Consider the following 26,982-nt stretch of genomic DNA (forward strand, 5'->3'; position numbering starts at 1 on the left):
CTAGAGATGTTCGAGGACGATACGGCTGACGCGCTTGGCGACATCCTCGAAACGGTCCACCACCTTCTCGAGATGGTCGTAGATCTCTGCGCCGACGATGAAACCCATCGTGTCCGAAGTCTGGTGCGCCTTGAACAACGCCTTCAGGCCCTGGTCGTGCAGTTCGTCGGATCGCTCCTCGATGGCCCGGATATCCTTGGCGAGTGCGCCGATCGAAATCGCATGTTTCTTGATGTCGCGCAGCATCGGCAGCAGCACGACGACGCGCTCGGACGCCTGGACGATGACCGCCCCGAGTTCCTTCATGCAGGGCTCGAAGCTCGTAACCTCGAACAGCGTGATCGCCTTTACGGTCTTCTGCATCTGGTCGATGGCATCGTCCATCGAACCGATCAGCTCCTCGATATCGCCACGGTCGAAGGGCGTGATGAAGGTGCGGCCGACTTCCAGCATTACCTCCGCGGCGATCTCGTCAGCGCGATTTTCCTGGAAAAGCACCTCGGTGCAACCTGCCTCCACCGGGGTTTCGCCCCTGAGGAGGCCGTTCAGGGCCGCGGCACCTGCCACCAATGTCCTGGAATGGCTCTCGAACAGGTCGAAGAACTTGGGCTCCTTGGGCAGGAGCTTCTGAAACCAGCCGAGCATCGGCGCCTCGTTATGTCATCGATCCGTCACAATCGCGATAAGCGGTTGGTATATCGCTGTAAAGCGGCATGCGCGATCGCACGGGGCGTAATCCCGAGGGCGGCCGTCGCTAGGTGATTGAGAGGGAAATGGTGGGCCGGGCCGGATTCGAACCGGCACCGGCGCTGTTATGAGCAGCGAGCTCTAACCGTTGAGCTACCGGCCCGCTCTTCGCCTAACACCCTCGCCTTCTGTCCCGCAAGACCCCAGGTAGCCCCCGCAACTGAAACGGCCCCGCTGCGTCTCGCGAGCGGGGCCGTTAGCAATGGTTGGATGCAGTGGATCGCTCAGGCCGCCCGGGCGACCGACGCCCCGCCGTGCCCGGCGACGTGTCCCTCGCGGAACTGGAAGCGCCCGATATGTTCGGTCAGCGCGCGGGTCTGCTCATCCGTCAGTGCGAGCGCGGCATTCGTCTCCTCGACCAGCGCAGCATTCTGATGCGCCATCGTGCCGATGCCGTCGATCTCGTTGTTGATGGCGGAAACGTCGCTTGCCTGGCTCCGCGCCGTTTGCGAGATGCCGTTCATCAGTCCGGAGAGATCGTTGACCGAGGACACAATACTTTCGAACATCGCCGAGGTCTCCTCGACGAGGCCGACACCGACCGCGACATCGCCATGCGCGGCCTCGACCAGGCGCTTGACGTCGTTCGAGGCATCCGCCGAGCGCTTCGCGAGACTGCGCACCTCGGCCGCGACGACCGCGAAACCGCGGCCGCTGTCGCCGGCGCGCGCCGCCTCCACTGCCGCATTGAGCGCCAGCAGGTTGGTCTGGAAGGCGATCTCGTCGATCATCGAGATGACTTCCGAGATCTTGTCCGACGACGCGCGGATGCGGCGCATCGCGTCCAGCGCCGAGGCGACGACCTTTTCGCCCTGCTGGGCACGCTGCTCGGCGCTCTCGGCCATGCCCATGGCTTGCGAGGCCTCGTCGGCCGTCTTCTTCACGGTGCCCGCGAAGGCGCCGAGCTGATTGGTCGCCATCGAGACAGCGTTGCTTTCTTCCGTCGTACGCTCGGCGAGGTCGGTGACACCATCGAGAATCTCGCTGGTCGCACTGCGCACGGCCGAAACCGTATCCGAAAGACGCGCGAGCGTGCTTTCGAACTCTTCGGCGAGGCCGTTGGCGCCGTCCTTGAGCTCGGCGAAAGCGCCGTGATAGCTGCCCTTGACCCGGGTCGAGAGCTGGCCAGCCGACAGTTCGGCCAGCACTTCGCAGGTTTCCGAAAGCCCGGCCTGGACGGTTTCGAGCAGGGCATTGACGGAACCCGCAAGCGCGTTGAGCTCGGCATCTGCGAAGCTTGCCGAGACGCGGCGGCTGAAGTCGCCGGCGGCCGCGGCCTCGACCACCTGGCCGAAGGCTTCCCCCAGCTCCTGCATCATCTCACGACGGCGCTGCTGCGCCAGGGCCTCGTCCTCGATCTTCGCAGCTTCGGCGGCTCGCAGCGCCAAGGCATTGTCGCGGAACAGCAGCACGCTGCGCGCAATGTCCGAGATCTCGTCATTGCCCTTGGTCTCGACGGTTGCGTCCAGCTGCCCATCGGCAATGGCCCGTGTCGCCGTCCACAGCTTGTTGAGACGGCCGACGATCATCGGGCGGACATAGAAGAGCGAGAGCGCCAGCGCGACGAGCAGCGAGCCGAGGCCGATTGCGCCGAGCCACCACTTGCTGTCCTCGATCAGGTTGCCGGTCGACGTGCCCGCGGAATGCGCCTCGTCACGAGCCGCCTTGACCAGCGTCTCGACCTCGCGGCGCACCACTTCAGCCGCGCGATTGAGGTCCGACAGGCCGGCGCGGATTGCGCCCTGAGTCACGATGTCGCGGTCGCGCACATCGAAAAGGCCGCTGCTTCCTTCGGCGACGTTGAGGATCGCATTGACCGAGCGCACGCGGCCCTGGTTCGGCACGATCTTCTCAGCGTCGGCGAGGCCGGTGCGGACAAGCTTGGCAATGGCCTGGAAGCGTTCGCGCGCGGTTCCAAGCTGCGAGCTGTCGCTGATCTGGGCGATCTCGCGCAGGATGCCGCCGAGCTCGCTGACATCGGCCTGTAGGCTTCTGGCCAGGTCGAAGGCCGTGAAATCGCGGCCGGCGAGCGATTTCAGAGCCGAGGTCAGCTCGTCGCCCGACAGATTGGCCGCATTCTCGATGCCATAGGCAAGATTGAACTTCGCCTCTTCAGCCTCGGTTCCGACAGCCCTGACGAAGTCCTCTCGGGCCTTTCCCAGGGTCTCGATCGCGATCTGCGCCTCGCTGGAGTTGCGCAACCGCTGCCCCGTCAGATCGTTCAGATCGTTGATCTGCCGTGAAAGTTCGTCGATCGCCTTCTGGGCCTTTGCCTTGTCCTGCCCGCGATCGGAGATCTTGCGCAGCAGTTCGAACTGCTTGGCTTCAATGAGATCGAGCTCTCCCGTCAGCTCGGACCGCTCCTTGGCATTCTGGACTTCGCTGAAACGCGCGGCGAGTGCCGTGGATTTCGTCGCCGCCTGCGAGAGCTCGAGCGCCAGCTCGACCACCGGCATCTTGTTCTCGATCATGTCGTTGACCGTCTGGTTCACCCGGCCATAGGAAAACCAGGCGACCGCGGATGCGACGATCGTCAGTACGGTCAGAATGCCGAGCGCGGCATAGATGCGCGCGGCAATGCCGACGCGCAGCGGCGTGCGCTGCCGCGTGGGCTTCTTGACCTTCTTCATAGTCGTTCTCCGGGATGCATGCAGCGCGCGACGGCGGGGCCTCAGGAAGGAAACCGCGACGCAGACAGCGGGGCCCGGCAGGAGCCTCGTTGATCAGGCATGAACAGTTCCCCAGCTCTCTTTAGGTCAGCCCTTAGAGTTAGGCTTCTTGAGCCCTAGGATCGGGGACATGCGCTTAAAAAACGCTTAAGTGAGCGCCCTGTTCTGAATCGCCCGATGGAACGGGCGATTCAGCTTCCGTTAACCTCTTCGAAAGGCCGGCGCGCACCGGTCCGGCTCAATGCGTCAACGTCGGTATCTTGGTTTTGGTTGCGATGGCTTCAGCGAGCTTCTTGACGAGCTGCGTATTGCCTTCAGTCAGCGTGCCTCCTTGAAAGAAACCGGGCCACTTCCTGACTGGCAACCAGTTTGTCGTGCCTGAATCGCCGAAGAAGACCAGCATCCTGTTTTCCTGATCCATCTTGACGCTGGAACTCCACTTGTAATTAAGKCCAGGGGCAGCGGGCGGCGTACCCGTCCAGGTCCGTGGCATGATGTCAGCTGCTGGATAATCAGGATTCTTCAGGGATTGGCTGTGGGATGGCTGGTGCGCATCGGCGTCGGTCCAGACGGCAATGACGTTGAACGATGCCGTGATCACCTGGCCTGCGCTCGCTCCACCGACCACGGCCGCGCCCTTCTTGATCCAGTTCGAATTCATGCCCTCATTGACGCATTCGAGACCCGATTCAGGCAGGTCGCCGCCACCGCTGGCCTGTTCCGGCGAGACGAAGTTCGAGAAGAGCGTCGACTGGTCGGGCAACCTCCAGAACTCGCCCACTTTCATGGGAGGCCGGTCGCCATAGTCCCGAGGGTCTTTTTTTGTGCCGCTATTGCCCCCGAAATCACGGTAGAAAATGGGCTTCACCCGCATCGACTCGAAGGGATCGATCTTCTTCGCCTTCAGCTCATCGTTCAGATTCTTCTCGAAATTCAGGGCAGCGTTCTTCACCGCGTTGAGCGTGTTCTGCATCGACCCGGTCGCGTCGATGCACATCACCAGATCGAGATGGCGGACCTGCGGCCGTGCGATGAGCGCCTTCGCCGTGGTCGCGACCTTGGTCGAGGATCCTCCGATGAAGTTGCCGAACATTGTCTTGACGTTCGCGCTCGCATCCCCCTTCACCGCTGCCGCACCGTCGACGATGGCAAAGCTGGAGATGACGGCGGTGCCGGGAAAGCCCGGCGGCAAGGCCGCCGTTAGGTAGCGGTTCGCGGCGGCAATCCGCTCGCTGTCGCTTTCGTTCAGCTTGGCCGCGGCCAGAACCGCCGAATCGAGGGCGCTTTGCAGATCGATGCGGGCATTCTGGGCCTGCGACGTATCGACGAGAACGCCTATGAGCGCGATCAGCGGAACCAGCAGGATCGCGAAGATCATGGCAATGGCACCGCGTTCGTCTCCGCGCAGTCGGGACGACAAAACGCTCAGTTTGCGGAGACGAAGAACGACCGAGCGATGCATGGCGATGGTTGTCCAATGGAGTTTGACCCATGGAAAGAACCATCTGGCCCTGTCACAATTGTTAATGCGCTGCTTCAACCTCTTGGCGCAGTGAAGAATCCTTTAGCGTGATCGCAGAAACCTGGCAGCAACCCGGCGCTCATGCGCCCGGAAGGGGCGGCACTGGCCGCGGACGGCCGTCCTCGTCGATCGCAACGAAGGTGAAGGTCGCATCGGTGACCTTCTCGTGCAGGGTCGTCCGAAAGCGCTTCGCCCAGGCCTCGACATGGATCTTCATCGAGGTCCGGCCAACGGATTCGACTTGGGTGTAGACGCTGAGGACATCGCCGACCTTGACCGGGCGGATGAAAGTCATGGCTTCGACCGCGATCGTCACCACCCTGCCCTGTGCACGATCGACGCCGGCTATTCCACCGGCCGAATCCATCCGAGACATCACCCAGCCGCCGAAGATGTCGCCATTGGCATTGGTATCGGCCGGCATGGCGATGGTGCGAACCGTCAAATCGCCCAACGGCTCCTCGTCCGGCTTTAGGCCTGGCTCGATCATCTCTGCTCCCTTCCTCTCCGACATGGAGGGAATGGAGCACATGACGCAGCATCGGCGCCAGCGCGAAGCCTGTGGCAATCCCCACGAACGGCCTCGAGACAATTGCGCAGGAGCCCGCGAAGCCCCTTCCGGCATCGCCATTGAGAAGGGAAGACCAGCGCTGCTGGAGAGGCTCCCTGCGGCGCTGACGATCCATGGATCGCAGAGACATCGGTCCTCGCTCCTGCGCTATGATCAGTCGTTGAGGAGGACGCCATGACGAGACCACCGGCCATGATTTGCATTTCGCTGCGCTATGCGGATGCTCCGCGCATGTATGACTGGCTGATCGAGGCCCTCGGCTTCGAGAAGCACGCCGCCTATTACTCGGACGACGGCAAGACGCTGCTCCATGGCGAGCTTCGCATGGGCGAGAGCTTCGTGATGCTCGGCTCTGCCGACAACAATCCCTTCGGCAAGCTGGTTTCACGCCCGGCTGAGCTCGGTGGCACCACAGCCTCGCCCTATATCGCAACCGACGATATCGATGCCCGGTGCGAGCGCGCCCGCAAGGCCGGTGCCGAGATCTGCATGGAGCCGACGGACCAGCCCTATGGCAGCCGCGACTTCATCTGCAAGGATCCGGAGGGGCATGTCTGGTGCTTCGGCACCTATCGGCCGGGACCGATGGCGGGGTGATCAGGCTGGCTGCAGCCGCGGCCTTGCCCGCAGCATCAGCCAGGAGACCACGGCGAGATTGATCAGGTTCCAGGCCAGCCCGTTCAGGAAGGCAACCCTGTAGGAGGCAAAGAGGTCGTAGATCAGCCCGGAGATATAGCCGCCGAAGGCCATGCCGAGAATCGTCGCCGACATCACGATGCCGATCCGCACCCCGGCCTCCTTGGCCGGCAGGTACTCGCGGATGATCACCGCATACATCGGCACGATCCCGCCCTGGAACAGACCAAAGATGCCGGTGACGATGTAGAGCGAGGTCAGCCCGTCGAAAAAGAGATAGAGGAAGAGCGCAACACCCTGCATCACCGAGCCAAGCGCCAGGGTTGCCGCTCCGCCGATCCTGTCAGAGACGAAGCCGGAACCGATGCGGCTGACGATGCCGAGCAGCAGCATCAACGAGAGCATTTCGGCGCCACGCGCGACGCCGTAGCCAAGGTCGCCGCAATAGGCGACGATATGGACCTGCGGCATCGCCATTGCGACGCAGCAGGCGAAGCCGGCGACCGAAAGCAGCAATTGCAGCTGGTTCGCTGAAAGGCCGAGATCGCCGCGAGCCCCGGCACTCGAAGCCTCGGCCGCTGCCAGCGTTTCGGCGGCCGGGCGCCTGCGGAAGAACAGGGAAAGCGGCACCAGCACAACCAGCGCCGTCAGGCCGATGCCGATATGCGTGGCGCGCCAGCCATGGTTCTGCAATCCCCAGGTGATCACCTGCGGCCAGATCACGCCCGCGAGATAGCTGCCGGATGCTCCGAAGACCACGGCGAGCCCGCGATGCTTGCGGAACCAGTGCGAGAGATCGGCGATCAGAGGCGAGAACCCCGCAGCGCCGCCGATCCCGATCAGCAGGCCGTGGGCGAGCGCGAATTGCCAGAGCGTGCCGGCAAGACCCGCAAGCACATAGCCCGCACCGAGGAAGACCCCACCCATCACGATCGGAACGACGATGCCGTAACGATCGGCGATCCGGCCCATCAGGATATTGCCGACGCCGAAACCGAGCATGACGGCGGTATAGGGCAGCGAAGCGCCCGCCCGCGCCGTGCCGAACTCAGCCTGAACGGAGGGAAGCACGACGACCACGGACCAGGTGCCGACGCAGGCGACGGTGCCGACGAGCAGCGCCATCGCCAGCCGCAGCCAGGCATAGGAGGAATCAGGCGCGTAGCGCTCGTGCTGAAGAGACATGTTTCCTCGCCGGCCGATTTTAGAGAACGGCTCTCTTATGACGCGGCGATGATTAGGCACCGCGAACCCACGCGGCAAGCGCGCCGGCCGCAGTGGGGCACGGCGTCCGCAGCGCGACGCGGCAGTTCTGGCATGCCAAAGGCAGACGGCGCGCGGGGTGCCTATCCCTCGGCCCGCGAGACCTCGGTTCGCCCGCGGACCAGGCTACGGACGCCGCATCATGATCATCTTCTCCTGCGCCATCTCGCGCATGGTGAAGGGAATGCCGCCAATGCCGTAGCCGGACTCGCGCCGGCCCGCGAAGGGCATCCAGTCGGTCCGAAATGCGGTCGGGTCGTTGATCATCACCGCGGAGGCATCGAGACGGTCGGCGGCCCGCATCGCGACATCGATATCCTGCGCGAAGACGCTGGCCTGGAACGCGACCGGGAGCGAATTCGCCTGTGCGATCGCGTCATCGAGCCGCCGGTAGCGATAGACGCAGGTCACAGGCCCGAAGACCTCTTCGCGCGAGACCTTTGCCTCAGTGGACGGGTCAAGCAGCACGGTCGGTTGCAGGGTCGTTTCCGAGATGCGGCCGCCGCCGACTGCGAGCTTCGCCCCACCGCTCACGGCCTCCTCGACCCACGAGGCGATCCGGTCGGCCTCGCGGGGATGGATCAGCGGCCCGACTTCGGTATCGGCAAGCGTCGGATCCCCGACACGCAGCTTCGCGACCCGCGCGATCAAGCGTTCGGTGAATGCCGCAGCGATGTCCTCATGCACGAAAATGCGCTGCGTCGACACGCAGACCTGCCCTGCATGATAGTAGCCGCCCTTGACGATCGGCTCGATGATGCGGTCGAGATCGGCGCTGCGATCGACGATCGCGGGTGCCGCTCCGCCATGCTCCAGCGCCGAGCGTGCGCCATGGGCAAGCTTGCTGTGCAGATACCAGCCGACCTTCGCCGAGCCGATGAAGCTCAGGAAACCGATGCGCCGGTCTATCGCCAATTTCTCGGCAAGCGCATTGCTCTCAGGAATGAAGCTCTGGCACCAGGCCTCCGGCAAGCCGGCTTCGTGAACGAGAGCCACGAAGTCGCGGCAGGAAAGCGGCGTCGGGCCGGCCGGCTTGATGATCACCGGACAACCGACGGCGATCGCCGGAGCGACCTGATGCACGATCAGGTTCAGCGGATGGTTGAAGGCCGAGATCGCGGCGACGATCCCGATCGGCTCCTTGGTGGTGAAGGCCCAGCGGCCCGCTCCCGCCGCCGAGAGGCCCATCGGAATCTCGCGCCCGGCAAAATTCCGCAGCTCGTCGGCGGCATTGTGCACGCCGTCGATTGCGCGGGTGGTTTCGACGATGGCGTCCGGCAGCGGCTTGCCACCCTCGCGCGCGATCTGCATGGCAAAATGATCGCGTCGGGCCTCCATGAGACCGGCCAGTCGCCGTAGAATGGCGATGCGCTCATAGGGCTTCAGCCAGCCATCCCGATCCCGGAACACACGTTCGGCCGCCTGCAGCTTGGCTTCGAGCGCAGCAGCGTCATCGGTCTCGATTTCGGCGATAGGAGCGCGGTCAAAGGCTTGAACAATCTGCAGCATCGTCCCTCTCCCGTCAGGCCAGCTCGATATCGGGCGTACGGTTGCGCAACTCGTCCACCAGAACGCGCGTGTTCTCGGAATAGTCGATCGGCACCTCGACGAGATGAACGCCGCCACCCGCGAATGCGGCTTCCAGCGTTGGAGCAAGATCCTCCGCTGCGGCGACGCGAGACCCCTTGGCACCATAGGCTTCGGCATAACGGACGAAATCCGGATTGCCGAAGGTCAGGCCGAAATCCGGGAAATTATCGACCGCCTGCTTCCAGCGGATCATGCCATAGGCATTGTCGTTGAGGATGACGACGACGAGATTGAGGCCGAGCCGGACGGCGGTTTCCATCTCCTGCGAGTTCATCATGAAGCCGCCATCGCCGCAGACGGCCATGACGCGGCGTTCGGGATACAGCATCGCCGCCATCATCGCGGAGGGCAGCCCTGCCCCCATCGTTGCGAGCGCATTGTCGAGCAGCAGCGTATTGGCGACATGGGTGCGGTAGTTTCGGGCGAACCAGATCTTGTACATGCCGTTGTCGAGGCAGACGATGCCATCCTCCGGCATCACCTGGCGTACGTCATGGACGATGCGCTGGGGCGTGATCGGAAAGCGGTCCTCATCGGCACGGTCATTGATCCGCGCCAGGATCCTTTGGCGCAGATCGAGCAGCGACACATCGGGTTCAAGCTTGCCGCCGAGCCGTTCGGCAAGCTGCGTCACGGTCGCGCCGATATCGCCGATCACCTCGGCGTCGGGGTGGTAGACCTGCTCCACATTGGCGGATTGATAGCCGATATGGATCACCTTCGGACCGCCAGCGCTCTGCATCAGGAAGGGCGGCTTCTCGACCGTGTCGTGACCGATCGAGATGATCAGGTCGGCCCGGTTCACGGCCTCATGGACATAGTCTCGTTCGGAGAGGGCAGCGGTCCCCATATAGAGGTTCGAGCCGCCGGTGACGGCGCCCTTGCCCATCTGGGTGTTGAAGAAGGGCAGCCTTGTACGCCGCACAAAGGCCGAGAGTGCCTCGACGAGACGCGGCCGGTTGCCGGCAGCACCGATCATGACCAGCGGCCTCTTTGCCGCCAGGATCATCTCGGCCGCGCGGTCGAGCGCCGCGGTCTGCGCAACCGGCCGCTCGAGCGGATGAACCGGGATGACGGGGATGTCGTCGATCTCCTCGGCAGCGACATCCTCGGGCAACTCGAGATGCACCGGCCCCGGCCGTTCTTCCATCGCGACGCGGAAGGCGTCGCGCACAGCAGCCGGGATGCTGGCGGCGCTGACGATCTGCCGTGTCATCTTGGTCAGCGGCTTCATCGAGGCGACGACATCGACGATCTGGAAACGCGCCTGCTTGGCGGTCATGATCGCCTTCTGGCCGGTGATCATGATCATCGGCATGGCACCGAGATGGGCATAGGCCGCGCCGGTCGAAAAGTTCAGGGCACCCGGTCCGAGCGTCGCGATGCAGACCCCCGGTCGGCCCGTCAGCCGACCATGCGTCGCCGCCATGAAGGCCGCAGCCTGCTCATGCCGCGTCAGGACGAGCTTGATACCGGAATTGCGGAGGGACTCGACGACATCGAGATTTTCCTCGCCCGGCACACCGAAGATGCAGTCGACGCCCTCATTCTCGAGCGCCGCTACCAGGAGATCGGACCCCTTCTTCATCACTCGCTGCCTTTCACAAGAGCACTGCCCCGGGGGCAGAGGCTAGAGCGCCGCAGCGCGAAGGGAAAGCGTCATCGGCCACGCTGCCTCGGTATTCGTCGCGAGGACATCCCTTGCCAGGAGAGCCAACCGGCGCACCTGCAGTCGCCCCTCGTCTGCTCATGCCCAAAGATCAGATGCCGAATAGCATCGGCGGCGCGCAATTCCGGTGCACGGAAACTATCGGGCAAACGTGCAGGCTTGGCAGCGGTTGCCGCAGCGTCTCTAGGATAGCCACGCACACTTTCCGATTCGCTGGCCTGGCCTACCCCGGAAAACTGACGATGAACCGGGGACTTTTGCTCGCCCTGATGGCAGCGAGCGCGCCGATCGCGATCGCCACTGCAAGCGAGCAGGATGCCGAGGAGCTCTCGAAACAGCTGCAGAACCCGGTCGCGAGCATGATCAGCGTACCGATTCAAAGCAATTTCCAGTTCCGTGGCGGGCCTGATCGGGATGGCTTTTCGTCGACCAGCAACATCCAGCCGGTCATCCCGGTGTCGCTGAACCAGGACTGGAACCTGATCGTCAGAACAATCCTGCCCGTCATACACCGTGAAAGTTACGGCCCGGCCGATGGCGTGGGCCTCGGCGACACCACCCAGAGCTTCTTCTTCACGCCGAAGACCCCGAAGAACGGCTTCGTCTGGGGTATCGGGCCGGCCTTCATGTGGCCGACGGCAACAAGTGACCGCTTCGGCTCGGGCAAATGGGGAGCGGGGCCGACCGCCCTGATGCTGGTTCAGGACGGAGCATGGACGGTCGGCGGGCTGGCCAATCATATCTGGTCCTATGCCGGCCCCGAAGGACGCAAGGATGTCAGCGCGACGTTCCTGCAGCCCTTCCTGTCTTACAGCCTCGGCCAGGGCCTCAGCCTCTCCCTCAATACGGAAGCAAGTTACGACTGGATCGCCCGGCAATGGACGGTTCCGATCAATGTCGGCGTCGGCCAGGTATTCAAGCTCGGCAATCAGGCGATGAGCGCCGGACTAGGCTTCCAGTACTATGCGGTCAGACCGACCGAAGGGCCGCGCTGGGGCGTTCGTGCCACGCTGACCTTCCTCCTCCCGGAGAAATAGGAGCGAAACGCGCGGGCGTCCGGCTTGCTGCGGATGGAGGCGTTGGGCATCCTTTCCCGATGGCGGGGATCTGCATCTACGGCGCCGGTTCGGTCGGCTGTTATATCGGCGGCCGGCTGCTCGCGGCTGGCGCCGATGTCAGCTTCGTCGGCCGTGAGCGCATCGCCTCCGAGATTCGCCGGCATGGCCTTGCACTGTCGCATTACCAGGGTGGACGCTGGCAGCTCCCGCCATCGACCATCGACTTCTCKACCGTTGCCGGGGCTGCAAAGGCAGTTGGGCTGGTATTGGTGACCGTGAAGTCGGCTGCGACACGTGCTGCCGCTGCCGAACTCGCAACGATTCTCGGCCCCAAGACCATCGTCATCAGCTTCCAGAACGGCCTGGGCCATGCCGACCGTCTGCGTAACGCCTTGCCAGGCCGAACTGTGCTGGAGGGCATGGTCCCGTTCAATGTGGTGATGTCGGGGCCAGGCACCTTCCATCAGGCGTCGCAAGGCGCGCTTGCGGTCAAGGCGCATGCGGAGCTTGATCCCTATCTCGCAGCCTTCACAGCCGCCGGGCTGCCGCTCAGCCAGTACCCGGACATCGTGCCGGTTCAATGGGCAAAACTGCTGTTCAATCTCAACAACGCGATCAACGCACTCGCCAACGTCCCGCTGAAGGAAGAACTGTCGCAACGCGCCTACCGGCGCTGCCTTGCGCTGGCCCAAGCGGAGGCCCTCGCACTGCTGGAACGCTCAGGCATTCGTCCGGCCCGGCTGACGCCATTGCCCGCCAGCTGGCTTCCGCGGCTGCTCGATGCGCCTGACTGGGTATTTGCAAGGCTGGCGAGCAAGATGCTGACGATCGCCCCGGTCGCGCGCTCCTCGATGGCGGATGATCTTGCAGCTGGCCGCCCGACCGAGATCGACTGGATCAATGGCGAGGTGCTGCGCCTGGCCGAGCAGCATGGAACACGCGCGCCAGCGAACGAGCGGCTGCATGCATTGGTGCAGGCGGCCGAGAGGAGCACCACGCGCCCGCACTGGTCCGGAGAAGCCTTGTTTGCGGAACTGCGGCAGGCGGCCGGCACGCACGAACAGCGGGCCGTACGGCGATAGCCGCCCCCGGATAAGCAGGCGATGCCGCTCAGGCGCCGCCAGTCAACGGGGCATAGGCCGCGGCATCCAGTGGCCGGCCGAGCAGATAACCCTGCGTTGAGTCGCAACCCTCGCAGATCAGGAAGTCGAGCTGTTCGGGTGTTTCGACGCCTTCCGCCACCACCTCGATGCCCAGGGCATGCCCAAGCTGGATGATGGCGCGGGTGATCGCAACGGCTTCGAGCGTGACGCCGAGCGTTGCGACGAAGCTGCGGTCGATCTTCAGCGTCGTCAGAGGAAAGCGATGAAGATAGGACAGCGACGAATAGCCGGTGCCGAAATCATCGAGCGCGATCCGCACCCCAAGTGCGCGCAGGCGCGACAGGGTTGCCATGGCGCGGTCGGCATCGGTGACCATCACCCCTTCGGTGATCTCGAGTTCCAGCCGCTCCGGATCGAGGCCGGTCTCCCTCAGCACCTCCTCCACGAGGCCGGGCAGCGCGTCAGCCGCGAATTCGAGCGGCGAGATGTTGACGGAGATCCTGAGGGGCTCTTTCCAGCGCACCGCTTCGCGGCAGGCCGCGCGAAGGACGTGAGCCCCAAGCGCGGCGATAAGGCCGCCCTCTTCCGCTGCTGGGATAAACAACGAGGGTGAGACGACGCCACGTGAAGGATGGCGCCAGCGTGCCAATGCCTCGAACCCGACGACGCTGCCATCCGCCCGGAACTGCGGCTGATAATGCAACAGGATCGCCCCGGTCTCGATGGCCTGGCGCAGATGAGCGCGCAGGTCGAGACGTTCGCGCTCGCGCTCCTGCTCGGCAAAGTCAAACATCCGGACGCGGCTGCGCCCTTCGGTCTTGGCGAGACGCAAGGCCGCATTGGCGGCGTCGAGCAATCCGGTTTCGCTGTCGCTGTCCTCGGGGAAGCGGGCGCAGCCCATGCTGACGCTCACCGCGTGACGGGCCCTTCCATTGATGAAATCCGCTTCCAGGGCAAAGCGCACCTGTTCGGCCTGCAAGAGACCATGCTCTCCACCCGGGGAGTGTCGCGACACCAGGACGAATTCGTCGCTGCCGATTCGCGCCGCGAAGCTGCCCTCGATCGATCCCAGACGCCTGGCGAGTTCGATCAGGAGGCTGTCCCCAGTTACCTGGCCATACTCCTCGTTGAAACACTTGAAGCGGTCGGGATCGATCCGCATCACAAGGAAGCTCTCGCCTTCATGCTTCGCGCGTTCCATGCGCTCGGCCAGATACGAGCGAAGGGCGAAACGGTTCGGGAGCCCCGTCAGGGCATCGTTGCGGGATAGATGGGCGATCTTCTTCTCGGCATACTTTCGCTCGCTGATGTCGACCAGCAGATTGAAGCCCCCGACGAGCCTGCCGCTGGCATCGAAGAGCGGCGTCGGAAATGGCATGAAAGGGATGCAGCTCCCATCAGGCCGCTCGGCCTGCGCCTCGACGCCCCGGATGGGCCGGCCCTCGCGCAGCGCAATCGCCATCGGGCACTGATCATGCGGCAGATGCTCACCGTCCTTGGTCAGCAAGCGGTGGGAAATGCACCAGAAATCCGCGCCAATGCGCGGTTCGCGGCCGGCAAACTCGGCAGCAGCGCGATTGAAGTAGGTCAGGCGCCCATCGGCATCCGTGACATAGACGGCAGCGGGAAGCTGATCGAGAACGCTCGCAAGCCAGGCGTTATCCTCAGCGCGAGAGCCTAGCAGCGGCATTGCAGCAACAAGGGGCGCGAGATCCACGTCGCTCCCGGCGAAAGTCGCAAGCCCGGATATCACGGCGCCCGCTGCGTTTGCGAGGCGTGATCAAGAGCTTCTGGGTCGGCAGCTGCTCGATGCATCGAGAATTCCGTGTCGCCTCATTCTGTGGTCACTGAGCGATGACAGCACGGAGATGCCAATAAAATATTAAGCCCCCGATCAATTGGGATGGAGAAAACCCGACATACGGAACTAAAGAGACCAAAATATCCAAATTTGAAAGTCTATTACGGCAGATTACAACACATAATCTCAAATCTATACGAAATGACACAAGAAAAAAGTCAGATAAAAAGCAAGAATGTCGCAAAGTAAGGAACGATAATCCTCGGGACAGTGGAAATTCTATTTGAAAATGGCTTCACCCTGCTCATCGATGAGCTGCTGCCCCTTCAGCAAGGTAAAGTCGGCGGCCTCCGCCACACCAGGGAAACGATCCGCCCGCACGAAGCGATGCGTCTTCAGGTCACCACCGACATCCTTCTCGATGACGCCGCAAAGCTGATACTGCCCGCCCTCCTGGTAAGGCGTGGCGTGAATCGTGAAGCCTCTGTGCTCCAAGGTCTTGAGCGGTCCAGGGGCCGGTTTCTCGGCCTTCTCACCAAGGCCGAACAGGGATTTCAGGAATGACATGGGGCCTCCATCGCGATCTCGATCTGTATAGGGCAGAAACAGCCCGAGAGGGAGCCAGCCTCGTGCATCTTCACATATATTGAGCGACGCGGGCGCTCCTCAGCGATTGTACAACTCGCCATCGCACGCGTCCCCTGGCCTCCTTGCCACACATAACGTTTAATACCATACTGTATGGTATTAAACGAACATCGAGTGCACTCGGATGAATGGTTGGTTCCTGGGCGCTGCAGCGATCGCAGTCTTGACCTGCGTGATCCATGTCTGGCTCGGTGGGCGCGAAGTTGCCCAGCCGCTCCTAGCCTCCGGCGGGTTGGGCAAGGTGCCCAAATTCACCAATTACTATTGCTGGCACCTGGTCACGATCGTGCTGGCGGGGCTCGCGCTCGCTTTCGGCCTCGTTGCCTGGCACGCAGGCAGCCGCGACCTTGGGGCGTTTGCGACAGGGTGCGCTGGACTCTTCGCCCTCTGGAGCCTGGCCATGATCCGGCGCTTCCGGCTGAGACCCACTCATTTCCCGCAATGGGCCCTGTTCATTCCCATGACCGCCTGCGGCGCACTGGGGTTGTGGTGGTGAAGGCAGCCGCCCGCCGTTTCTCGCAGAAGGATTGGCTCGACCTCGGCCTCGAGGCGCTTGCTGAAGCCGGCCCTGCCGGCGTGACCATCGAAGCGCTCTGCCGGCGCGGCGGCAAGACCAAGGGCTCATTCTACGCGCATTTCGTGACGAGCGAGGCCTATCTCAGCGCACTCGCGGAGCATTGGCGCGAGGCTTACACCCGCCGGCTCGTCGAAGCCGCCGATACCGGCGAACATCCGGACGCCAGACTCTCCGTCCTCGACCAGATGGCGCTGCGCCTCGACAGCCGCGTCGAGCAAGGCATGCGCCGGCTTGCCGCCAACGACACCGCCGTGAGGCGCGTTTGCATCGAGGTGGACCGTGAACGCATCGCCTATCTCGCCGGGCTGGACCGGGCCTCCGGACGCTTCGATGACAAGAATGCGCTCGCTCTCGCTCGTCTCGAATACGCAGCCTTCATCGGCTTCCAGCAGATCGACACAGGCGCCGGCAACGCGGGCGCGGCCGAGAGTTATCGGCTGCTCCTCAAGCTCGCCGGCAGGACCTGACCACCGCATGGTGAAGGGCCGGACCTTGACCTCACCGTTCAGTGATCCCCCCATCGACTTTCGGCGTTTCTTGAAAGCAGGCAACCCGGATCCCACGTTTTAAGGGTTCAGGGCGACCGTCGTGCCCCTTGACGCCAGGTTCATCTCTCGCGGCGCCTCTGAATAGGGAGGTGGCCATGAGACGGATCAGGACGCTGTCGTCCCTGCTGCTCGCACTCGCCACAGTGAGTTACGCGGGTACTGCGCAAGCACAGGCGCCGCGAGGGCCGCCTTGCGCAGCGCGAAGCGAAGTCGTCGGACATCTGCGCGACATTTACGGCGAACACCTTGTCGGCAACGGCCTCGCCGAGGGCGGCTATATGCTTGAGCTCTTTACGGGCCCGGCCGGTAGCTGGACCGTTTTTGCCACCACGCCCGAAGGCATGAGCTGCCTGATTTCGGCAGGCAACTCATGGGAGCCGCTGCCAAGGCCCGACATCTTCGCCGGCCGCTGAATCGGAAGGGGAATGTGGTGCTTGGCAGGAGGCCAGGCAGCGGTTAGAAGGCCGCATCGCTCCAGGGAGTGGTCGTAAGCGTCTCACGTCAGGCAACGCATCCACCGCGGCGTTGCGCCGATGGATGCCGAAAGCGCCTCCCCAAGCGACACCGCCTGTCCTGAGAGCTCGTTCTCCATGTCTCCGACTGACGTCTCACGCCCGCGCTGCAAGCTGCCGGCACGATATGCCGGCATCGTCATGCCCTTCATCCTGTCGATCGTAATGACCTTCATCGTCTCAGGCATCTCGACATTGAAGGCGCTCGGTCCTTCCATGACCGCGCTGCAGACTTGGCCCGCCTCCTGGGCCCTGTCCTGGCTGGTCGCCTTCCCGACTTTGCTTGTCGTGCTGCCCCTCGTGCGACGGCTAGTGGCACTTGTCGTCGCCACGCCCAGCCAAGGCTGAAGGTCCCCCTCAAAAGGAAAGGGCGGCTCGCGCCGCCCTTCGCTGATCCCGAGTGCTGAGTTCAGTTGTCGAGGAAGCTGCGCAGCTTCCGCGACCGGCTCGGGTGCTTGAGCTTGCGCAGCGCCTTGGCTTCGATCTGACGGATACGCTCGCGCGTCACCGAGAACTGCTGGCCGACCTCTTCGAGAGTGTGGTCGGTGTTCATGCCGATGCCGAAGCGCATGCGCAGCACACGCTCCTCGCGCGGCGTGAGCGAGGCCAGCACCCGCGTCGTCGTCTCGCGCAGATTCGACTGGATCGCCGCGTCGATCGGCAGGATCGCGTTCTTGTCTTCGATGAAGTCGCCGAGATGCGAATCTTCCTCGTCGCCGATCGGCGTTTCCAGCGAGATCGGCTCCTTGGCGATCTTCAGCACCTTGCGCACCTTTTCGAGCGGCATGGCGAGCTTCTCGGCCAGCTCCTCAGGCGTCGGCTCGCGGCCGATCTCGTGCAGCATCTGGCGCGAGGTCCGGACGATCTTGTTGATCGTCTCGATCATGTGCACCGGGATGCGGATGGTGCGGGCCTGATCGGCGATCGAGCGTGTGATCGCCTGCCGGATCCACCACGTCGCGTAGGTCGAGAACTTGTAGCCGCGACGATACTCGAATTTGTCGACCGCCTTCATCAGGCCGATATTCCCCTCCTGGATCAGGTCGAGGAATTGCAGGCCGCGATTCGTGTACTTCTTGGCGATCGAGATCACGAGACGCAGATTGGCCTCGATCATCTCCTTCTTCGCCTGCCGGGCTTCGCGCTCGCCCTTCTGGACCATCAGCACGATCTTGCGGAATTCCTGGATCTCCAGGCCGGTCTCGGAGGCAAGCGTGTGGATGTCCTCGCGCAGCTCCTTGATCCGGTCCTTCTCGGACCCGACGAATTCGCGCCAGCCGCGCGAACCGAGCTTGGAGACGCGCAGGACCCATTTGGGGTCGAGCTCGCCGCCGACATGCTGCTTGAGGAAATCGTCGCGCGCGACGCCATAGGTTTCGGCCAGGCGGAGCAGGCGCGTCTCATGCGAGATCAGGCGCTTGTTGATGTCGTAGAGCTGCTCGACAAGCGCTTCGATGCGGTTGTTGTTGAGCGAGAGCGACTTCACCGCGGTGATGATGTCGTCCTTGAGCTTCTTGTACTTGCGATCCTGCGACGGCGAGAGCTTGGTGTTCTCCAGCCGGTTGGCGATATCCTGGTCCTGCAGACGCCGCAGCTTCTTGTAGTTGTCTGCGATCGAATCGAAGGTCTCGAGCACGCGCGGCTTCAGCTCGGCTTCCATTGCCGAAAGTGAAACGTTGTTCTCGATGTCGTCGTCATCCATCTCGGGCGGCGGTTCGCCACCCTCGCCACCGAAGGCCGGGGCGCCGCCTGCCGGCTGGCCTTCGCCTTCTTCGCCCTCTTCACCCGGCAACTGCACCGGATTCTTGCCGTCGGGACCGGCATAAGTGGCTTCGAGATCGATGATGTCGCGCAGCAGAACCTTGCCATCGACGAGTTCGTCCCGCCAGATAATGATGGCCTGGAAGGTCAGCGGGCTTTCGCAGAGCCCGGCGATCATCGCCTCGCGGCCGGCCTCGATGCGCTTGGCGATCGCGATTTCGCCTTCGCGCGACAGGAGCTCGACCGAGCCCATCTCGCGCAGATACATGCGGACCGGATCGTCCGTGCGCTCGGTCGGCTCGAGATTGCGCTTGACCTCGACCGGCAGCGCCGAACGGGAGGTCTCGACGAGATCGCCCTCGCCTTCTTCGTCGTCGCCGCCGCCGTCCTTGCCGCGCTGGGCGCGTTCCTCGCCGGCGGCCTCGGGATCTTCGTTGTCGACGACGTTGATGCCCTGCTCGCTGAGCTGGCCAAGCACGTCCTCGATCTGCTCCGAGGAGAATTCCTCGGAAGGCAGGACTTCGTTCAGTTCGTCATAGGTGACATAGCCGCGCTTCTTGGCGAGCTTGATCATCCGGCGTACGGCCTGATCCGTCAGATCCAGCAGCGGCCCATCAGTGGTCGGGGGGGCTTCCGGTGCGACCTGATCGGTCTTTTCCCGTTCGCTCGCTTTAGTCGCCATCAATCAGCGCTCCGCACTCTCGCGTGGCAGGAGGCGCGAAGTGCCCCATGTCGACGCATAAAAGGGCGGCGCGGCCGCTGGTCCGGCGCGCTCACCCCACCCAAATCATCTCGACCAGATGGACCCGATCCTCCTTAGGAATCGTGAACCACCCATGCCCCGTCCGACAGTGACGACGACAGCGAAAGCTATGTTCCGATCAATCACCTGCCATGGCCTCGGTGCCCTCGAGGTTCTCGAGCCGGGCCTTGACGTCTTTGATCCAGGCGAAATTTGCTTCAGTCGCTTCGTCAGCCAGTGCGCGCTCGGCTGCCTTCAACTCGCTATGTAACGTTCGCGCCCGATGATGCAAGACGATTGCCTGACGAATCGATTCAAAAACTGATTCCGGATCAGCCGCTTGGGCGAGTTTCAGCCGCTCGGCCGGACCTGTGACGGCCATCAGCGCAGCCCTGGCTTCCTGGACCCTTGGCTGGTCGAGCCGATTCGCCAGGGCATCCTGATCCAGCCCGTCGCCGAAGGCGGCATCGAGCAGCACCTGCCTGAAACGCTCGGCCGCCATGCCGTCGAGCGAAAGCTCCGACAATTCATCGGCGCAACGCAGGATCAATCCGGAATGGCTCGCCAACGCCAGCAGGATAAAGGCCTCGCGCTTATCCTCGCCGCGCCCTTGCGACACGATGCGCGAGCGCGAAAGCTGCGAGCTTGCCCTCAGCGGCACGGCCTGGCGGTTCGCACCGCCGCCACCACCGCCCTGCCCGCGATTGCCGGCGCCGCCCCGCCCCCGTTGCTGCCCGCCTCCACCGAAATTCCTTTCGGCGCGGGCAGGAGCAGCACTGGTGAAGAGCTGAGACAGCCGCTCTTCCATCTCGATGCGATAATGGCGCCGCGTCACCTCGTCGCGGATATGTCCGAGCGCCTCCTTCAGCCGACGTTCGAAGGCCGCCCGGCGCTCGGGCGTATCGAGCGACCCGGCTTCGACCTCGCGGTTCCAGAGCATGTCGACCAGCGGCCGCGCCGCCTTGAGCACCTCGGCGATCGCGACCTTGCCGCCGGAGCGTGCCAGGTCATCCGGGTCCTGCCCGTCCGGCAACAGGGCGAAGGCGAGCGACTTCCCGGGCTCGAGCAGCGGCAAGCCGATATCGATCGCACGGCTCGCGGCCTTGCGCCCGGCCTTGTCGCCGTCCAGGCAAATCACAGGCTCGTCGGCCATGCGCCAGAGCAGGCCGATCTGGTCCTCGGTCAACGCCGTGCCAAGCGGGGCAACGACCTGCGGGAAGCCCGCCATCGTCATGGCGATGACGTCGACATAGCCTTCGACCACGATGACCTGCCCGACATCATGAGCAGCCTTGCGGGCATTGTGGTGGTTGAACAGCAGCCGCCCCTTGTGAAAGAGGGGTGTCTCCGGCGAATTCAGATATTTGGCGGAAACCTCGGCACTCATCGCCCGGCCGCCGAAGGCGATGACCCGCCCGCGCGCATCGTGGATCGGGAACATGATCCGGTCGCGGAAGCGATCATAGGGCACGGCGATCTCATCGCCATGGATCAGCAGCCCGGCCTCCATCATCAAGGCGGCATCGACCCCCTTGCCCGCCAGATGGTMGCGCAGCGCGAAGCGATCTGGCGGCGCGTAGCCGATGCGAAACTGCCTCCTCGGCTCTCCGTCGAGGCCGCGGCCCGACAGATAGCGCCGCGCCGCGACGCCACGCTCGGCGGCCAACTCGGCTTCGAAGAAGCACGCCGCAAGCTCCACGACCTCGTGGAGCCCCTTGCGCCTCTCCTCCTGGACCTGCGCCTCATGCGTCACGGTCGGCAGGATCACGCCGGCCTGGGAGGCCAGCTTCTCGACCGCTTCAGGGAAGGAGAGCCCTTCGGTCTCCATCACGAACTTGAAGATGTCGCCGTTCTTGCCGGAGGAGAAATCGAAGAAGGAGCCCTTCTGGTCATTGACGAAGAAGGACGGTGTCTTCTCGGCATTGAAGGGCGAAAGCCCCTTCCATTCCCGCCCGGCCTTGGCGAGGCGCACGCGTTTGCCCACGACCGCCGAAACCGGCAGCCGCGCCTTGATCTCCTCAAGGACGGATGGGGGGAACTTCATGGCTTCCTATGTGGGGCCTGGCGCACAGGAAGCCAATCGCCGATCCGCAAGCGGACCGGCTTATCGGCTCTATCCACAGCACCGGCGCCCCCGGCACTCGCTTGCGATCAACCGCCGAGCGCAGCCTTCACCAGACCGCTCGCCTTGGCGAAGTCCATCTGGCCCGCGTAATTCGCGCGCAGGGTCGCAATGACCTTGCCCATGTCCTTGACCGAGGCCGCGCCGCTCTCGGTCACTGCAGCCGCAATCGCCGCCTTCACCTCGTCCTCATCCATCTGCTTCGGCAGATAGGCGGAGATGACGTCGACCTCGGCACGTTCGCCGGCAGCAAGCTCCGGACGGCCATTGGCGTCGTAGATCGCGATCGATTCCTGGCGCTGCTTGATCATCTTCTGCAGCAGAGCGAGGATTTCGTCGGGAGAGGCCTCGCCCTTGCCGGCGCCGCGCGCCTCGATGTCCTTGTCCTTCAAGGCGGCCTGGATCAGGCGGATCGCGCCGACCTTGCCCTTCTCGCCGGCCTTCATCGCTTCTTTCAGCTCGCTGGTGAAGCGCTCACGCAGGCTCGTCATGTTCGTCATTCCCTTTTCTTGTATCAGGCCGGCGCAGGCCTCGATTGACGACGTGGACCGGCGTCTTTAAGGCTCGCGTTCCAGATCGGCGGAGCGCGAAGCCGCTGCCCCGCCCCACACATTGCCGCCTCGTCGCGGCCTGGACGAGACATAGACATGACCGCTCCCGAAGGAAACCCCGCCACCGGCGGCTGGACAGAACCGCGCGCGACCGCTCTCCTCGTGCTGGCCAACGGCACCGTGCTGGAAGGCTTCGGCCTCGGCGCCGTCGCTGAAGCGCCGGGCGAGGTCTGCTTCAACACGGCGATGACCGGTTATCAGGAAATCCTGACCGACCCGTCCTATGCCGGGCAGATCATCACCTTCACCTTCCCCCATATCGGCAATGTCGGCGTCAACGACGAGGACACCGAGACGGTGAACGCCGCGGCGTCCTCAGGCGTGCGCGGCATCGTGATCCATGCCGACATCACCGAACCCTCGAACTGGCGCGCCACGCGGCATCTCGACGCCTGGCTGAAGGCTCGCAACATCGTCGGCATCGCCGGCGTCGATACACGCGCCCTGACCGCCTTGATCCGCGACAACGGCATGCCGAACGCGATCCTCGCCCATAATCCCGACGGCATCTTCGATCTTCCCCGTCTCAAGCAGCAGGCCGCCGCCCTGCCCGACATGGCCGGGCTCGATCTCGTGCCGCTGGTCACCGCCGCCCAGCGTTACGACTGGAGCGAGACGCCGTGGCAATGGCCCGCCGGATACGGCAAGCGCGAGAGCGCGGCACACAGGGTCGTCGCAATCGATTATGGCGTGAAGCGCAACATCCTGCGCCTGCTCGCAAAGGCCGGCTGCGAGGTGACCGTAGTGCCTTCGACAACCAGCGCCGCCGACATCCTGGCGCTGAGCCCCGACGGTGTTTTCCTCTCCAACGGCCCTGGCGACCCCGCCGCGACCGGCGAATATGCCGTGCCGGTCATTCGCGAACTTCTCGACCGGAAGATTCCGACTTTCGGCATCTGCCTCGGCCACCAGATGCTCGCGCTCGCCATTGGCGGGCAAACCATGAAGATGAAGCAGGGGCACCACGGCGCCAACCATCCAGTGCAGGACAAGACCACCGGCAAGGTCGAGATCGTCTCGATGAACCACGGCTTTGCCGTCGACCCCACGACGCTTCCGGCCAATGCGAAGGAGACGCATGTCTCGCTCTTCGACGGCTCGAACTGCGGCATCGCCCTCGACGATCGGCCGGCCTTCAGCGTCCAGCACCATCCAGAAGCCTCCCCCGGGCCGCAGGACAGCCATTATCTCTTCGCCCGCTTCGTGGAGTTGATGGAAACCGAAAAGGCCAAGGCCGCAGCCTGAGGCGACGCGATGCTCCACCAGTTGCGCATCTACGAGATCTTCGAACGCAACAAGGCGGCTTTCCATGCGCGCTTCCGCGACCACGCGGCGCGCATCATGGCGCGCCACGGCTTCGAGATCGTGGGGATGTGGGAAACCCGGAGCGCAACGCGAACGGAATTCGCCTATATCCTTGCCTGGCCCGACGCCGAGACCAAGGCAGCGCGCTGGGCGAGCTTCATGGCCGATCCCGAATGGACCGAGATCAAACGCGTCACCGCGATCGAGCATGGCGACCTCGTCGGCGCCATCGAGGATCGCCTGATGGTGCTGACCGACTATTCCCCCAGGCTCTGAGTTGACAGGCCGACCGGCCCGCGGTTTAAGCGCGCCATGACCATGTCCTGCCTCCTCGCGCGGAACTATTACGCCCCGTCCTCATAAGGCGGTGGCATTCCCATGTTCAACCGCCGCGCTGGCGGTTGAATTCAGGCAGTCACCCGGCATCGCGGCCTCCATTAGGAAAAACGCGATGCACTCCTCCCGCAAAACCGTCTCGTCTATCGGCATCATGGGCTTTGGCGCGTTCGGCCGACTCATGGCTCGTCATCTCCAGCCACATTTTCCGCTCTTCGTCTGCGATCCCGAGCGGCCGCCCGATGCCGACAGAGCGGGCAAGGGCCTCGTTCCATCGAATGTGAAGACAGTCGGCGCCTGCGATGTCGTGATCCTCGCCGTGCCGGTCGATCGGATCCAGACCGCGATTGCGGCCCTTCGGCCGCATCTGCGGGCGGGCGCGCTGGTGCTGGATGTCGGTTCGGTCAAGATTGGCCCGGCGCGCGCCATGCAGGCCGACCTGCCGGAAGACGTCGACATTCTCGGCACTCACCCGCTGTTTGGTCCGCAAAGCACACGTCACGGCATCAAGGGACTGAAGATTGCGCTGTGCCCGGTCCGCGGGCACAGCGGTCCGCGCGTCGCCGCCTTCCTGCGCAAGGTGCTCGGATTGAGGGTGATCATGACCACGCCCGACGCACATGACCGCGAAACAGCCATGGTTCAGGGCCTGACACATCTGATTGCCAAGATCCTGGTGCGGATGGAGCCGCTGCCGCACCGCATGACGACGGCCAGCTTCGATCTCCTGATGCAGGCGACCGATATGGTCCGGCATGATGCGCCGAACGTCTTCATGGCGATCGAGCGCGCCAATCCACATGCCAGGGCAGTCCGCGACAGGTTCTTTGCCCTTGCCGAGGAGATGCGGCAGTTGCTGGAAGACGATCACCTCGCCCGGCCCGCGCAGACCCTGTCTCGGAGATCCGCAGCCGAGGCCAGTGTCCAGGCATGGCCGGTGATTGGACATGGCAAGTGACGAGGCATGGCAGGTGAGCTTGAACAATCGACCACGCCGCATAGATCTCGCCGCAAGCCGCCAGCACATCCTGACGCGCAGCGGCGGCTGGACCGCAGGAAGACAATGACCGACAATCCGCTTGCCGATCCGGCCACCGCCCATCCCGACCTCGACGAGGCGACAATCGGCCTGCTCGTCCGCACATTCTACAGTCGGGCGCGGCTGGACGACGTGATCGGACCGGTATTCGAGGCCGCCGTCGATGATTGGGATGACCATATCGGCAAGATCAGCGAGTTCTGGAGCAGCGTGATGCTGCGCACCGGTCGTTATGGCGGCCGGCCGATGCGACCGCACCTGATCCTGCCGCTGGAAGGCAGGCATTTCGACCGCTGGCTCGAACTTTTCGAGGCGACAGCGCAGGAACTCTGTCCGCCTGCCATCGCCCAGGCCTTCATCATACGGGCACGCCGGATCGCCGATAGCTTCGAAATGGCGCGGGCGTCGCAGCGCGGCGAAGTCGGAATACCACGCCATAGCGCGAGGTGATCACCGAGGGCGGAGAGGCTTGCTGCGAGCCGATCCGCCTATGCGCTCTCAGTCGACGTCGCGGTTTTCCCTTACGACATCGCGGCGGAAATGCGCCCAGTTCAAATAGCAACTTGCTCTTTTTGCATTGCTCCTATCTCAATATCCTACTATCCAACACAACTCACGGCTGAAAAGCTCCCAACTGCTGTCGTGAGAGAACGATCCGGAGCATTGCGATGGAACGTAGAGGAAGCGAACGCACGCGATCATGGGCACATCAAGTGCTGATCGCTGTTGAGGGCGACGATTTCCTGTCCAGGCTCCATGCCATGGATGCGTGGCTCAGCCAGTGGGAAATTCCCTATCGTKCCGTCTCGGTGCCGCGCGACAACGGGGCGATCCGGATCTGTTTTTCAGATGAGAGGTTCGCCCGCGCATTTCATGTCAATCTGGGCGGCCTGCGCGTCCCTTCCGACCCATTGGCCACGGAACTGGCTGCGGATCCCGCCAAGGATGACTTCTACCAATTGGTCGATCGCAAGATCGCCAACTGAACCGAGTTCGGATTCGATCCCGCATCAAGGGGTAGATCTGCCGAAGCAGGCATGGGTCGAGACCGGATCTCGCCCCTTCCGCGGAATGGCCCATCGTTGGGATGCCCGCGACCGCCTTCGCAGCATACAGATGCGTCACGCCGGGCGCGCTAAGCTGCCTTTGCTTCCGTTTTCAAGAAGGCAGTCAGCCGTGCCGCAGACAAGCCCGCTTCTTGCGCGATCCGCGTCGCCAGTGCAGCGGCTGCGGGGCGTGGCTGCCCGATCGGACGGTCGAGCCAGTAGGAAACCGGATTGAGCGCAGTGCGTGGATCAACAGCCACCACGCGCCCTACCTCGATCTGCGCCTGCGCCAGCGGTGGACGGGCAAGCGCCACACCCAGCCCGCAGGCGGCGGCATCGAGCACGAGATTGTAATCCTCGAAACGTCGATCCTGCGGACGGGGTCGGTAATCCAGCCCCTGCGCCGCAAACCAGGCCCGCCAGCCGGATGCATCGGAATCATGGATCAGCGGCTGGTCGAGCAGCCGCGCGGCCTTGCCGGCACCGATGCTCCGCACAAGCTCCGGCGAAGCGATTGGAAAACACCATTCCTCGAAAAGCTGGACCGAGACCCGCCCCGGCGCCCCGCCGCGTCCACAGCGAATGGCGAGGTCGATGCCCTCACTCTCCAGATCGACCCGGCGATGGTCGACCTGAAGCACGATGCGCAGATCGGGATCGCCGCTCTCGAGCCATTTCATGCGGGGCATCAGCCACAGGCTGCACACTGAAGGAATCGCGCTGAAGCGCACGACCGCGGCACCGCGCGGCTCGGTCCAGCGATCCGATGTGTCCGCGATCAGCGCGAAGGCCTCCTGCGTGCGCTGCATCAGTCGCTGGCCCTCTGGCGTCAGCGCGACGCCGCGCGCCTGCCGGGCGAAGAGCCGGGTGCCGAGCCAATGCTCGAGCTTGGCCACCTGCCGACTGATCGCGCCATGGGTCAGGTTGAGCGTCTCGGCCGCCGCCGAGAAGCTTCCCGAGCGGGCCGCCGCCTCGAAGGCACGCAGAGTGTCGAGCGGGGGTAATCCGGAGCTGTGATCCATGCTCACAGATCATGCTCGAATTACTCGTTTGTCAATCAGCTTGCCCGGGTATCTATCACGTGTCGACCCCTGACCACCGAGGCT

Annotated in this window: 25 protein-coding genes and 1 tRNA gene; 12 read left to right on the top strand and 14 right to left on the bottom strand. The window is 63.8% G+C overall.

What is annotated here, in order from left to right; genetic code table 11:
• From AC1DGP_RS05140 to AC1DGP_RS05160, 5 genes are all read right to left on the bottom strand, one after another.
• Entirely contained in the window at window positions 1-645 is a 645-nt protein-coding gene (locus AC1DGP_RS05140; protein ID WP_441489375.1) for a DUF47 domain-containing protein, read from the bottom strand.
• Window positions 646-774: 129 nt separating this feature from the next.
• Window positions 775-850 (bottom strand) — tRNA-Ile (locus tag AC1DGP_RS05145).
• A 121-nt stretch (window positions 851-971) separates the two neighbouring features.
• Window positions 972-3,377: a methyl-accepting chemotaxis protein gene (locus AC1DGP_RS05150; protein WP_441505291.1), complete on the bottom strand. Its 2,406-nt coding sequence runs from the start codon at window positions 3,375-3,377 to the stop codon at window positions 972-974.
• A 277-nt stretch (window positions 3,378-3,654) separates the two neighbouring features.
• Complete coding sequence (locus AC1DGP_RS05155; protein ID WP_476831800.1) at window positions 3,655-4,956, bottom strand: TadE/TadG family type IV pilus assembly protein; 1,302 nt, start codon at window positions 4,954-4,956, stop codon at window positions 3,655-3,657.
• Window positions 4,957-5,017: 61 nt separating this feature from the next.
• On the bottom strand, window positions 5,018-5,428 hold the full coding sequence (locus tag AC1DGP_RS05160) for an acyl-CoA thioesterase (RefSeq protein WP_441505289.1): 411 nt from the start codon (window positions 5,426-5,428) through the stop codon (window positions 5,018-5,020).
• Window positions 5,429-5,683: 255 nt separating this feature from the next.
• Between AC1DGP_RS05160 and AC1DGP_RS05165 the strand changes: the two genes are divergently transcribed.
• A complete protein-coding gene (locus AC1DGP_RS05165) occupies window positions 5,684-6,106 on the top strand; it encodes a VOC family protein (RefSeq protein ID WP_441505288.1) in 423 nt (140 codons plus the stop codon).
• Here AC1DGP_RS05165 and AC1DGP_RS05170 read toward each other — a convergent pair whose 3' ends face one another.
• The 3 genes from AC1DGP_RS05170 to AC1DGP_RS05180 all read right to left on the bottom strand — a co-directional run bounded on the left by AC1DGP_RS05170 (window position 6,107) and on the right by AC1DGP_RS05180 (window position 10,586).
• Window positions 6,107-7,330: an MFS transporter gene (locus AC1DGP_RS05170; RefSeq protein ID WP_441505287.1), complete on the bottom strand. Its 1,224-nt coding sequence runs from the start codon at window positions 7,328-7,330 to the stop codon at window positions 6,107-6,109.
• Window positions 7,331-7,534: 204 nt separating this feature from the next.
• On the bottom strand, window positions 7,535-8,917 hold the full coding sequence (locus AC1DGP_RS05175) for an aldehyde dehydrogenase family protein (RefSeq protein WP_473965327.1): 1,383 nt from the start codon (window positions 8,915-8,917) through the stop codon (window positions 7,535-7,537).
• 13 nt (window positions 8,918-8,930) lie between these two features.
• Window positions 8,931-10,586 carry an acetolactate synthase large subunit gene (locus tag AC1DGP_RS05180; protein WP_441505285.1) on the bottom strand — a complete coding sequence of 552 codons (1,656 nt, stop codon included), beginning with the start codon at window positions 10,584-10,586 and terminating at the stop codon, window positions 8,931-8,933.
• 323 nt (window positions 10,587-10,909) lie between these two features.
• Between AC1DGP_RS05180 and AC1DGP_RS05185 the strand changes: the two genes are divergently transcribed.
• Window positions 10,910-11,704 (top strand): hypothetical protein, encoded by a 795-nt coding sequence (locus AC1DGP_RS05185; protein ID WP_441505284.1) that lies wholly within the window; start codon window positions 10,910-10,912, stop codon window positions 11,702-11,704.
• 59 nt (window positions 11,705-11,763) lie between these two features.
• Complete coding sequence (locus AC1DGP_RS05190) at window positions 11,764-12,807, top strand: 2-dehydropantoate 2-reductase (protein WP_476775154.1); 1,044 nt, start codon at window positions 11,764-11,766, stop codon at window positions 12,805-12,807.
• Between the two features lie 28 nt (window positions 12,808-12,835).
• Here AC1DGP_RS05190 and AC1DGP_RS05195 read toward each other — a convergent pair whose 3' ends face one another.
• Together AC1DGP_RS05195 and AC1DGP_RS05200 are read right to left on the bottom strand one after the other, a co-directional pair.
• Complete coding sequence (locus AC1DGP_RS05195) at window positions 12,836-14,545, bottom strand: putative bifunctional diguanylate cyclase/phosphodiesterase (protein ID WP_441505282.1); 1,710 nt, start codon at window positions 14,543-14,545, stop codon at window positions 12,836-12,838.
• A 363-nt stretch (window positions 14,546-14,908) separates the two neighbouring features.
• Entirely contained in the window at window positions 14,909-15,196 is a 288-nt protein-coding gene (locus AC1DGP_RS05200) for an HlyU family transcriptional regulator (protein WP_069879743.1), read from the bottom strand.
• A gap of 205 nt (window positions 15,197-15,401) precedes the next feature.
• On the opposite strand from AC1DGP_RS05200, the gene AC1DGP_RS05205 reads away from it, so the two are divergent.
• The 4 genes from AC1DGP_RS05205 to AC1DGP_RS05220 all read left to right on the top strand — a co-directional run bounded on the left by AC1DGP_RS05205 (window position 15,402) and on the right by AC1DGP_RS05220 (window position 17,262).
• On the top strand, window positions 15,402-15,773 hold the full coding sequence (locus AC1DGP_RS05205) for a hypothetical protein (RefSeq protein ID WP_441505281.1): 372 nt from the start codon (window positions 15,402-15,404) through the stop codon (window positions 15,771-15,773).
• Entirely contained in the window at window positions 15,770-16,321 is a 552-nt protein-coding gene (locus tag AC1DGP_RS05210) for a TetR/AcrR family transcriptional regulator (protein ID WP_476831801.1), read from the top strand. The genes AC1DGP_RS05205 and AC1DGP_RS05210 overlap by 4 nt, the downstream gene beginning before the upstream one ends.
• Before the next feature lie 176 nt (window positions 16,322-16,497).
• Window positions 16,498-16,815, top strand: coding sequence for a hypothetical protein (locus AC1DGP_RS05215; RefSeq protein ID WP_441505279.1), 318 nt, complete (start codon window positions 16,498-16,500; stop codon window positions 16,813-16,815).
• 177 nt (window positions 16,816-16,992) lie between these two features.
• Window positions 16,993-17,262 carry a DUF2798 domain-containing protein gene (locus tag AC1DGP_RS05220; protein ID WP_476768567.1) on the top strand — a complete coding sequence of 90 codons (270 nt, stop codon included), beginning with the start codon at window positions 16,993-16,995 and terminating at the stop codon, window positions 17,260-17,262.
• 61 nt (window positions 17,263-17,323) lie between these two features.
• Here AC1DGP_RS05220 and rpoD read toward each other — a convergent pair whose 3' ends face one another.
• The 3 genes from rpoD to AC1DGP_RS05235 all read right to left on the bottom strand — a co-directional run bounded on the left by rpoD (window position 17,324) and on the right by AC1DGP_RS05235 (window position 22,039).
• On the bottom strand, window positions 17,324-19,357 hold the full coding sequence (gene rpoD / locus AC1DGP_RS05225; RefSeq protein WP_441505278.1) for an RNA polymerase sigma factor RpoD: 2,034 nt from the start codon (window positions 19,355-19,357) through the stop codon (window positions 17,324-17,326).
• 199 nt (window positions 19,358-19,556) lie between these two features.
• Window positions 19,557-21,461 carry a DNA primase gene (gene dnaG / locus AC1DGP_RS05230; RefSeq protein ID WP_476831802.1) on the bottom strand — a complete coding sequence of 635 codons (1,905 nt, stop codon included), beginning with the start codon at window positions 21,459-21,461 and terminating at the stop codon, window positions 19,557-19,559.
• Window positions 21,462-21,568: 107 nt separating this feature from the next.
• A complete protein-coding gene (locus AC1DGP_RS05235) occupies window positions 21,569-22,039 on the bottom strand; it encodes a GatB/YqeY domain-containing protein (protein ID WP_441505277.1) in 471 nt (156 codons plus the stop codon).
• 147 nt (window positions 22,040-22,186) lie between these two features.
• On the opposite strand from AC1DGP_RS05235, the gene carA reads away from it, so the two are divergent.
• The 5 genes from carA (at window position 22,187) to AC1DGP_RS05260 (ending at window position 25,816) form a co-directional block, all read left to right on the top strand.
• A complete protein-coding gene (gene carA, locus AC1DGP_RS05240; RefSeq protein WP_441505276.1) occupies window positions 22,187-23,395 on the top strand; it encodes a glutamine-hydrolyzing carbamoyl-phosphate synthase small subunit in 1,209 nt (402 codons plus the stop codon).
• A 9-nt stretch (window positions 23,396-23,404) separates the two neighbouring features.
• Window positions 23,405-23,731 carry an NIPSNAP family protein gene (locus AC1DGP_RS05245; protein WP_476768564.1) on the top strand — a complete coding sequence of 109 codons (327 nt, stop codon included), beginning with the start codon at window positions 23,405-23,407 and terminating at the stop codon, window positions 23,729-23,731.
• Between the two features lie 175 nt (window positions 23,732-23,906).
• Window positions 23,907-24,749 (top strand): prephenate dehydrogenase/arogenate dehydrogenase family protein, encoded by an 843-nt coding sequence (locus tag AC1DGP_RS05250; RefSeq protein WP_476831803.1) that lies wholly within the window; start codon window positions 23,907-23,909, stop codon window positions 24,747-24,749.
• A 105-nt stretch (window positions 24,750-24,854) separates the two neighbouring features.
• A complete protein-coding gene (locus AC1DGP_RS05255; RefSeq protein ID WP_441505273.1) occupies window positions 24,855-25,280 on the top strand; it encodes a group III truncated hemoglobin in 426 nt (141 codons plus the stop codon).
• A 218-nt stretch (window positions 25,281-25,498) separates the two neighbouring features.
• The gene (locus AC1DGP_RS05260) at window positions 25,499-25,816 is read left to right on the top strand and encodes a hypothetical protein (RefSeq protein ID WP_476831804.1); all 318 of its coding nucleotides are present in this window, start codon (window positions 25,499-25,501) and stop codon (window positions 25,814-25,816) included.
• A gap of 149 nt (window positions 25,817-25,965) precedes the next feature.
• Here AC1DGP_RS05260 and AC1DGP_RS05265 read toward each other — a convergent pair whose 3' ends face one another.
• Window positions 25,966-26,898 (bottom strand): LysR family transcriptional regulator, encoded by a 933-nt coding sequence (locus AC1DGP_RS05265; protein WP_441489399.1) that lies wholly within the window; start codon window positions 26,896-26,898, stop codon window positions 25,966-25,968.
• Window positions 26,899-26,982 lie beyond the last annotated feature (84 nt).

It is taken from the genome of Allobosea sp. 05T433 (assembly GCF_056396065.1).

Coding starts and splice junctions, on each gene's coding strand:
- AC1DGP_RS05140 (WP_441489375.1), bottom strand. CDS start 645: ATGCTCGGCTGGTTTCAGAAGCTCCTGCCCAAGGAGCCCAAGTTCTTC.
- AC1DGP_RS05250 (WP_476831803.1), top strand. CDS start 23,907: ATGCACTCCTCCCGCAAAACCGTCTCGTCTATCGGCATCATGGGCTTT.
- AC1DGP_RS05185 (WP_441505284.1), top strand. CDS start 10,910: ATGAACCGGGGACTTTTGCTCGCCCTGATGGCAGCGAGCGCGCCGATC.
- AC1DGP_RS05215 (WP_441505279.1), top strand. CDS start 16,498: ATGAGACGGATCAGGACGCTGTCGTCCCTGCTGCTCGCACTCGCCACA.
- rpoD (WP_441505278.1), bottom strand. CDS start 19,357: ATGGCGACTAAAGCGAGCGAACGGGAAAAGACCGATCAGGTCGCACCG.
- AC1DGP_RS05175 (WP_473965327.1), bottom strand. CDS start 8,917: ATGCTGCAGATTGTTCAAGCCTTTGACCGCGCTCCTATCGCCGAAATC.
- AC1DGP_RS05220 (WP_476768567.1), top strand. CDS start 16,993: ATGTCTCCGACTGACGTCTCACGCCCGCGCTGCAAGCTGCCGGCACGA.
- AC1DGP_RS05200 (WP_069879743.1), bottom strand. CDS start 15,196: ATGTCATTCCTGAAATCCCTGTTCGGCCTTGGTGAGAAGGCCGAGAAA.
- AC1DGP_RS05180 (WP_441505285.1), bottom strand. CDS start 10,586: ATGAAGAAGGGGTCCGATCTCCTGGTAGCGGCGCTCGAGAATGAGGGC.
- AC1DGP_RS05245 (WP_476768564.1), top strand. CDS start 23,405: ATGCTCCACCAGTTGCGCATCTACGAGATCTTCGAACGCAACAAGGCG.
- AC1DGP_RS05205 (WP_441505281.1), top strand. CDS start 15,402: ATGAATGGTTGGTTCCTGGGCGCTGCAGCGATCGCAGTCTTGACCTGC.
- AC1DGP_RS05160 (WP_441505289.1), bottom strand. CDS start 5,428: ATGATCGAGCCAGGCCTAAAGCCGGACGAGGAGCCGTTGGGCGATTTG.
- AC1DGP_RS05265 (WP_441489399.1), bottom strand. CDS start 26,898: ATGGATCACAGCTCCGGATTACCCCCGCTCGACACTCTGCGTGCCTTC.
- AC1DGP_RS05165 (WP_441505288.1), top strand. CDS start 5,684: ATGACGAGACCACCGGCCATGATTTGCATTTCGCTGCGCTATGCGGAT.
- AC1DGP_RS05170 (WP_441505287.1), bottom strand. CDS start 7,330: ATGTCTCTTCAGCACGAGCGCTACGCGCCTGATTCCTCCTATGCCTGG.
- AC1DGP_RS05235 (WP_441505277.1), bottom strand. CDS start 22,039: ATGACGAACATGACGAGCCTGCGTGAGCGCTTCACCAGCGAGCTGAAA.
- carA (WP_441505276.1), top strand. CDS start 22,187: ATGACCGCTCCCGAAGGAAACCCCGCCACCGGCGGCTGGACAGAACCG.
- AC1DGP_RS05255 (WP_441505273.1), top strand. CDS start 24,855: ATGACCGACAATCCGCTTGCCGATCCGGCCACCGCCCATCCCGACCTC.
- AC1DGP_RS05150 (WP_441505291.1), bottom strand. CDS start 3,377: ATGAAGAAGGTCAAGAAGCCCACGCGGCAGCGCACGCCGCTGCGCGTC.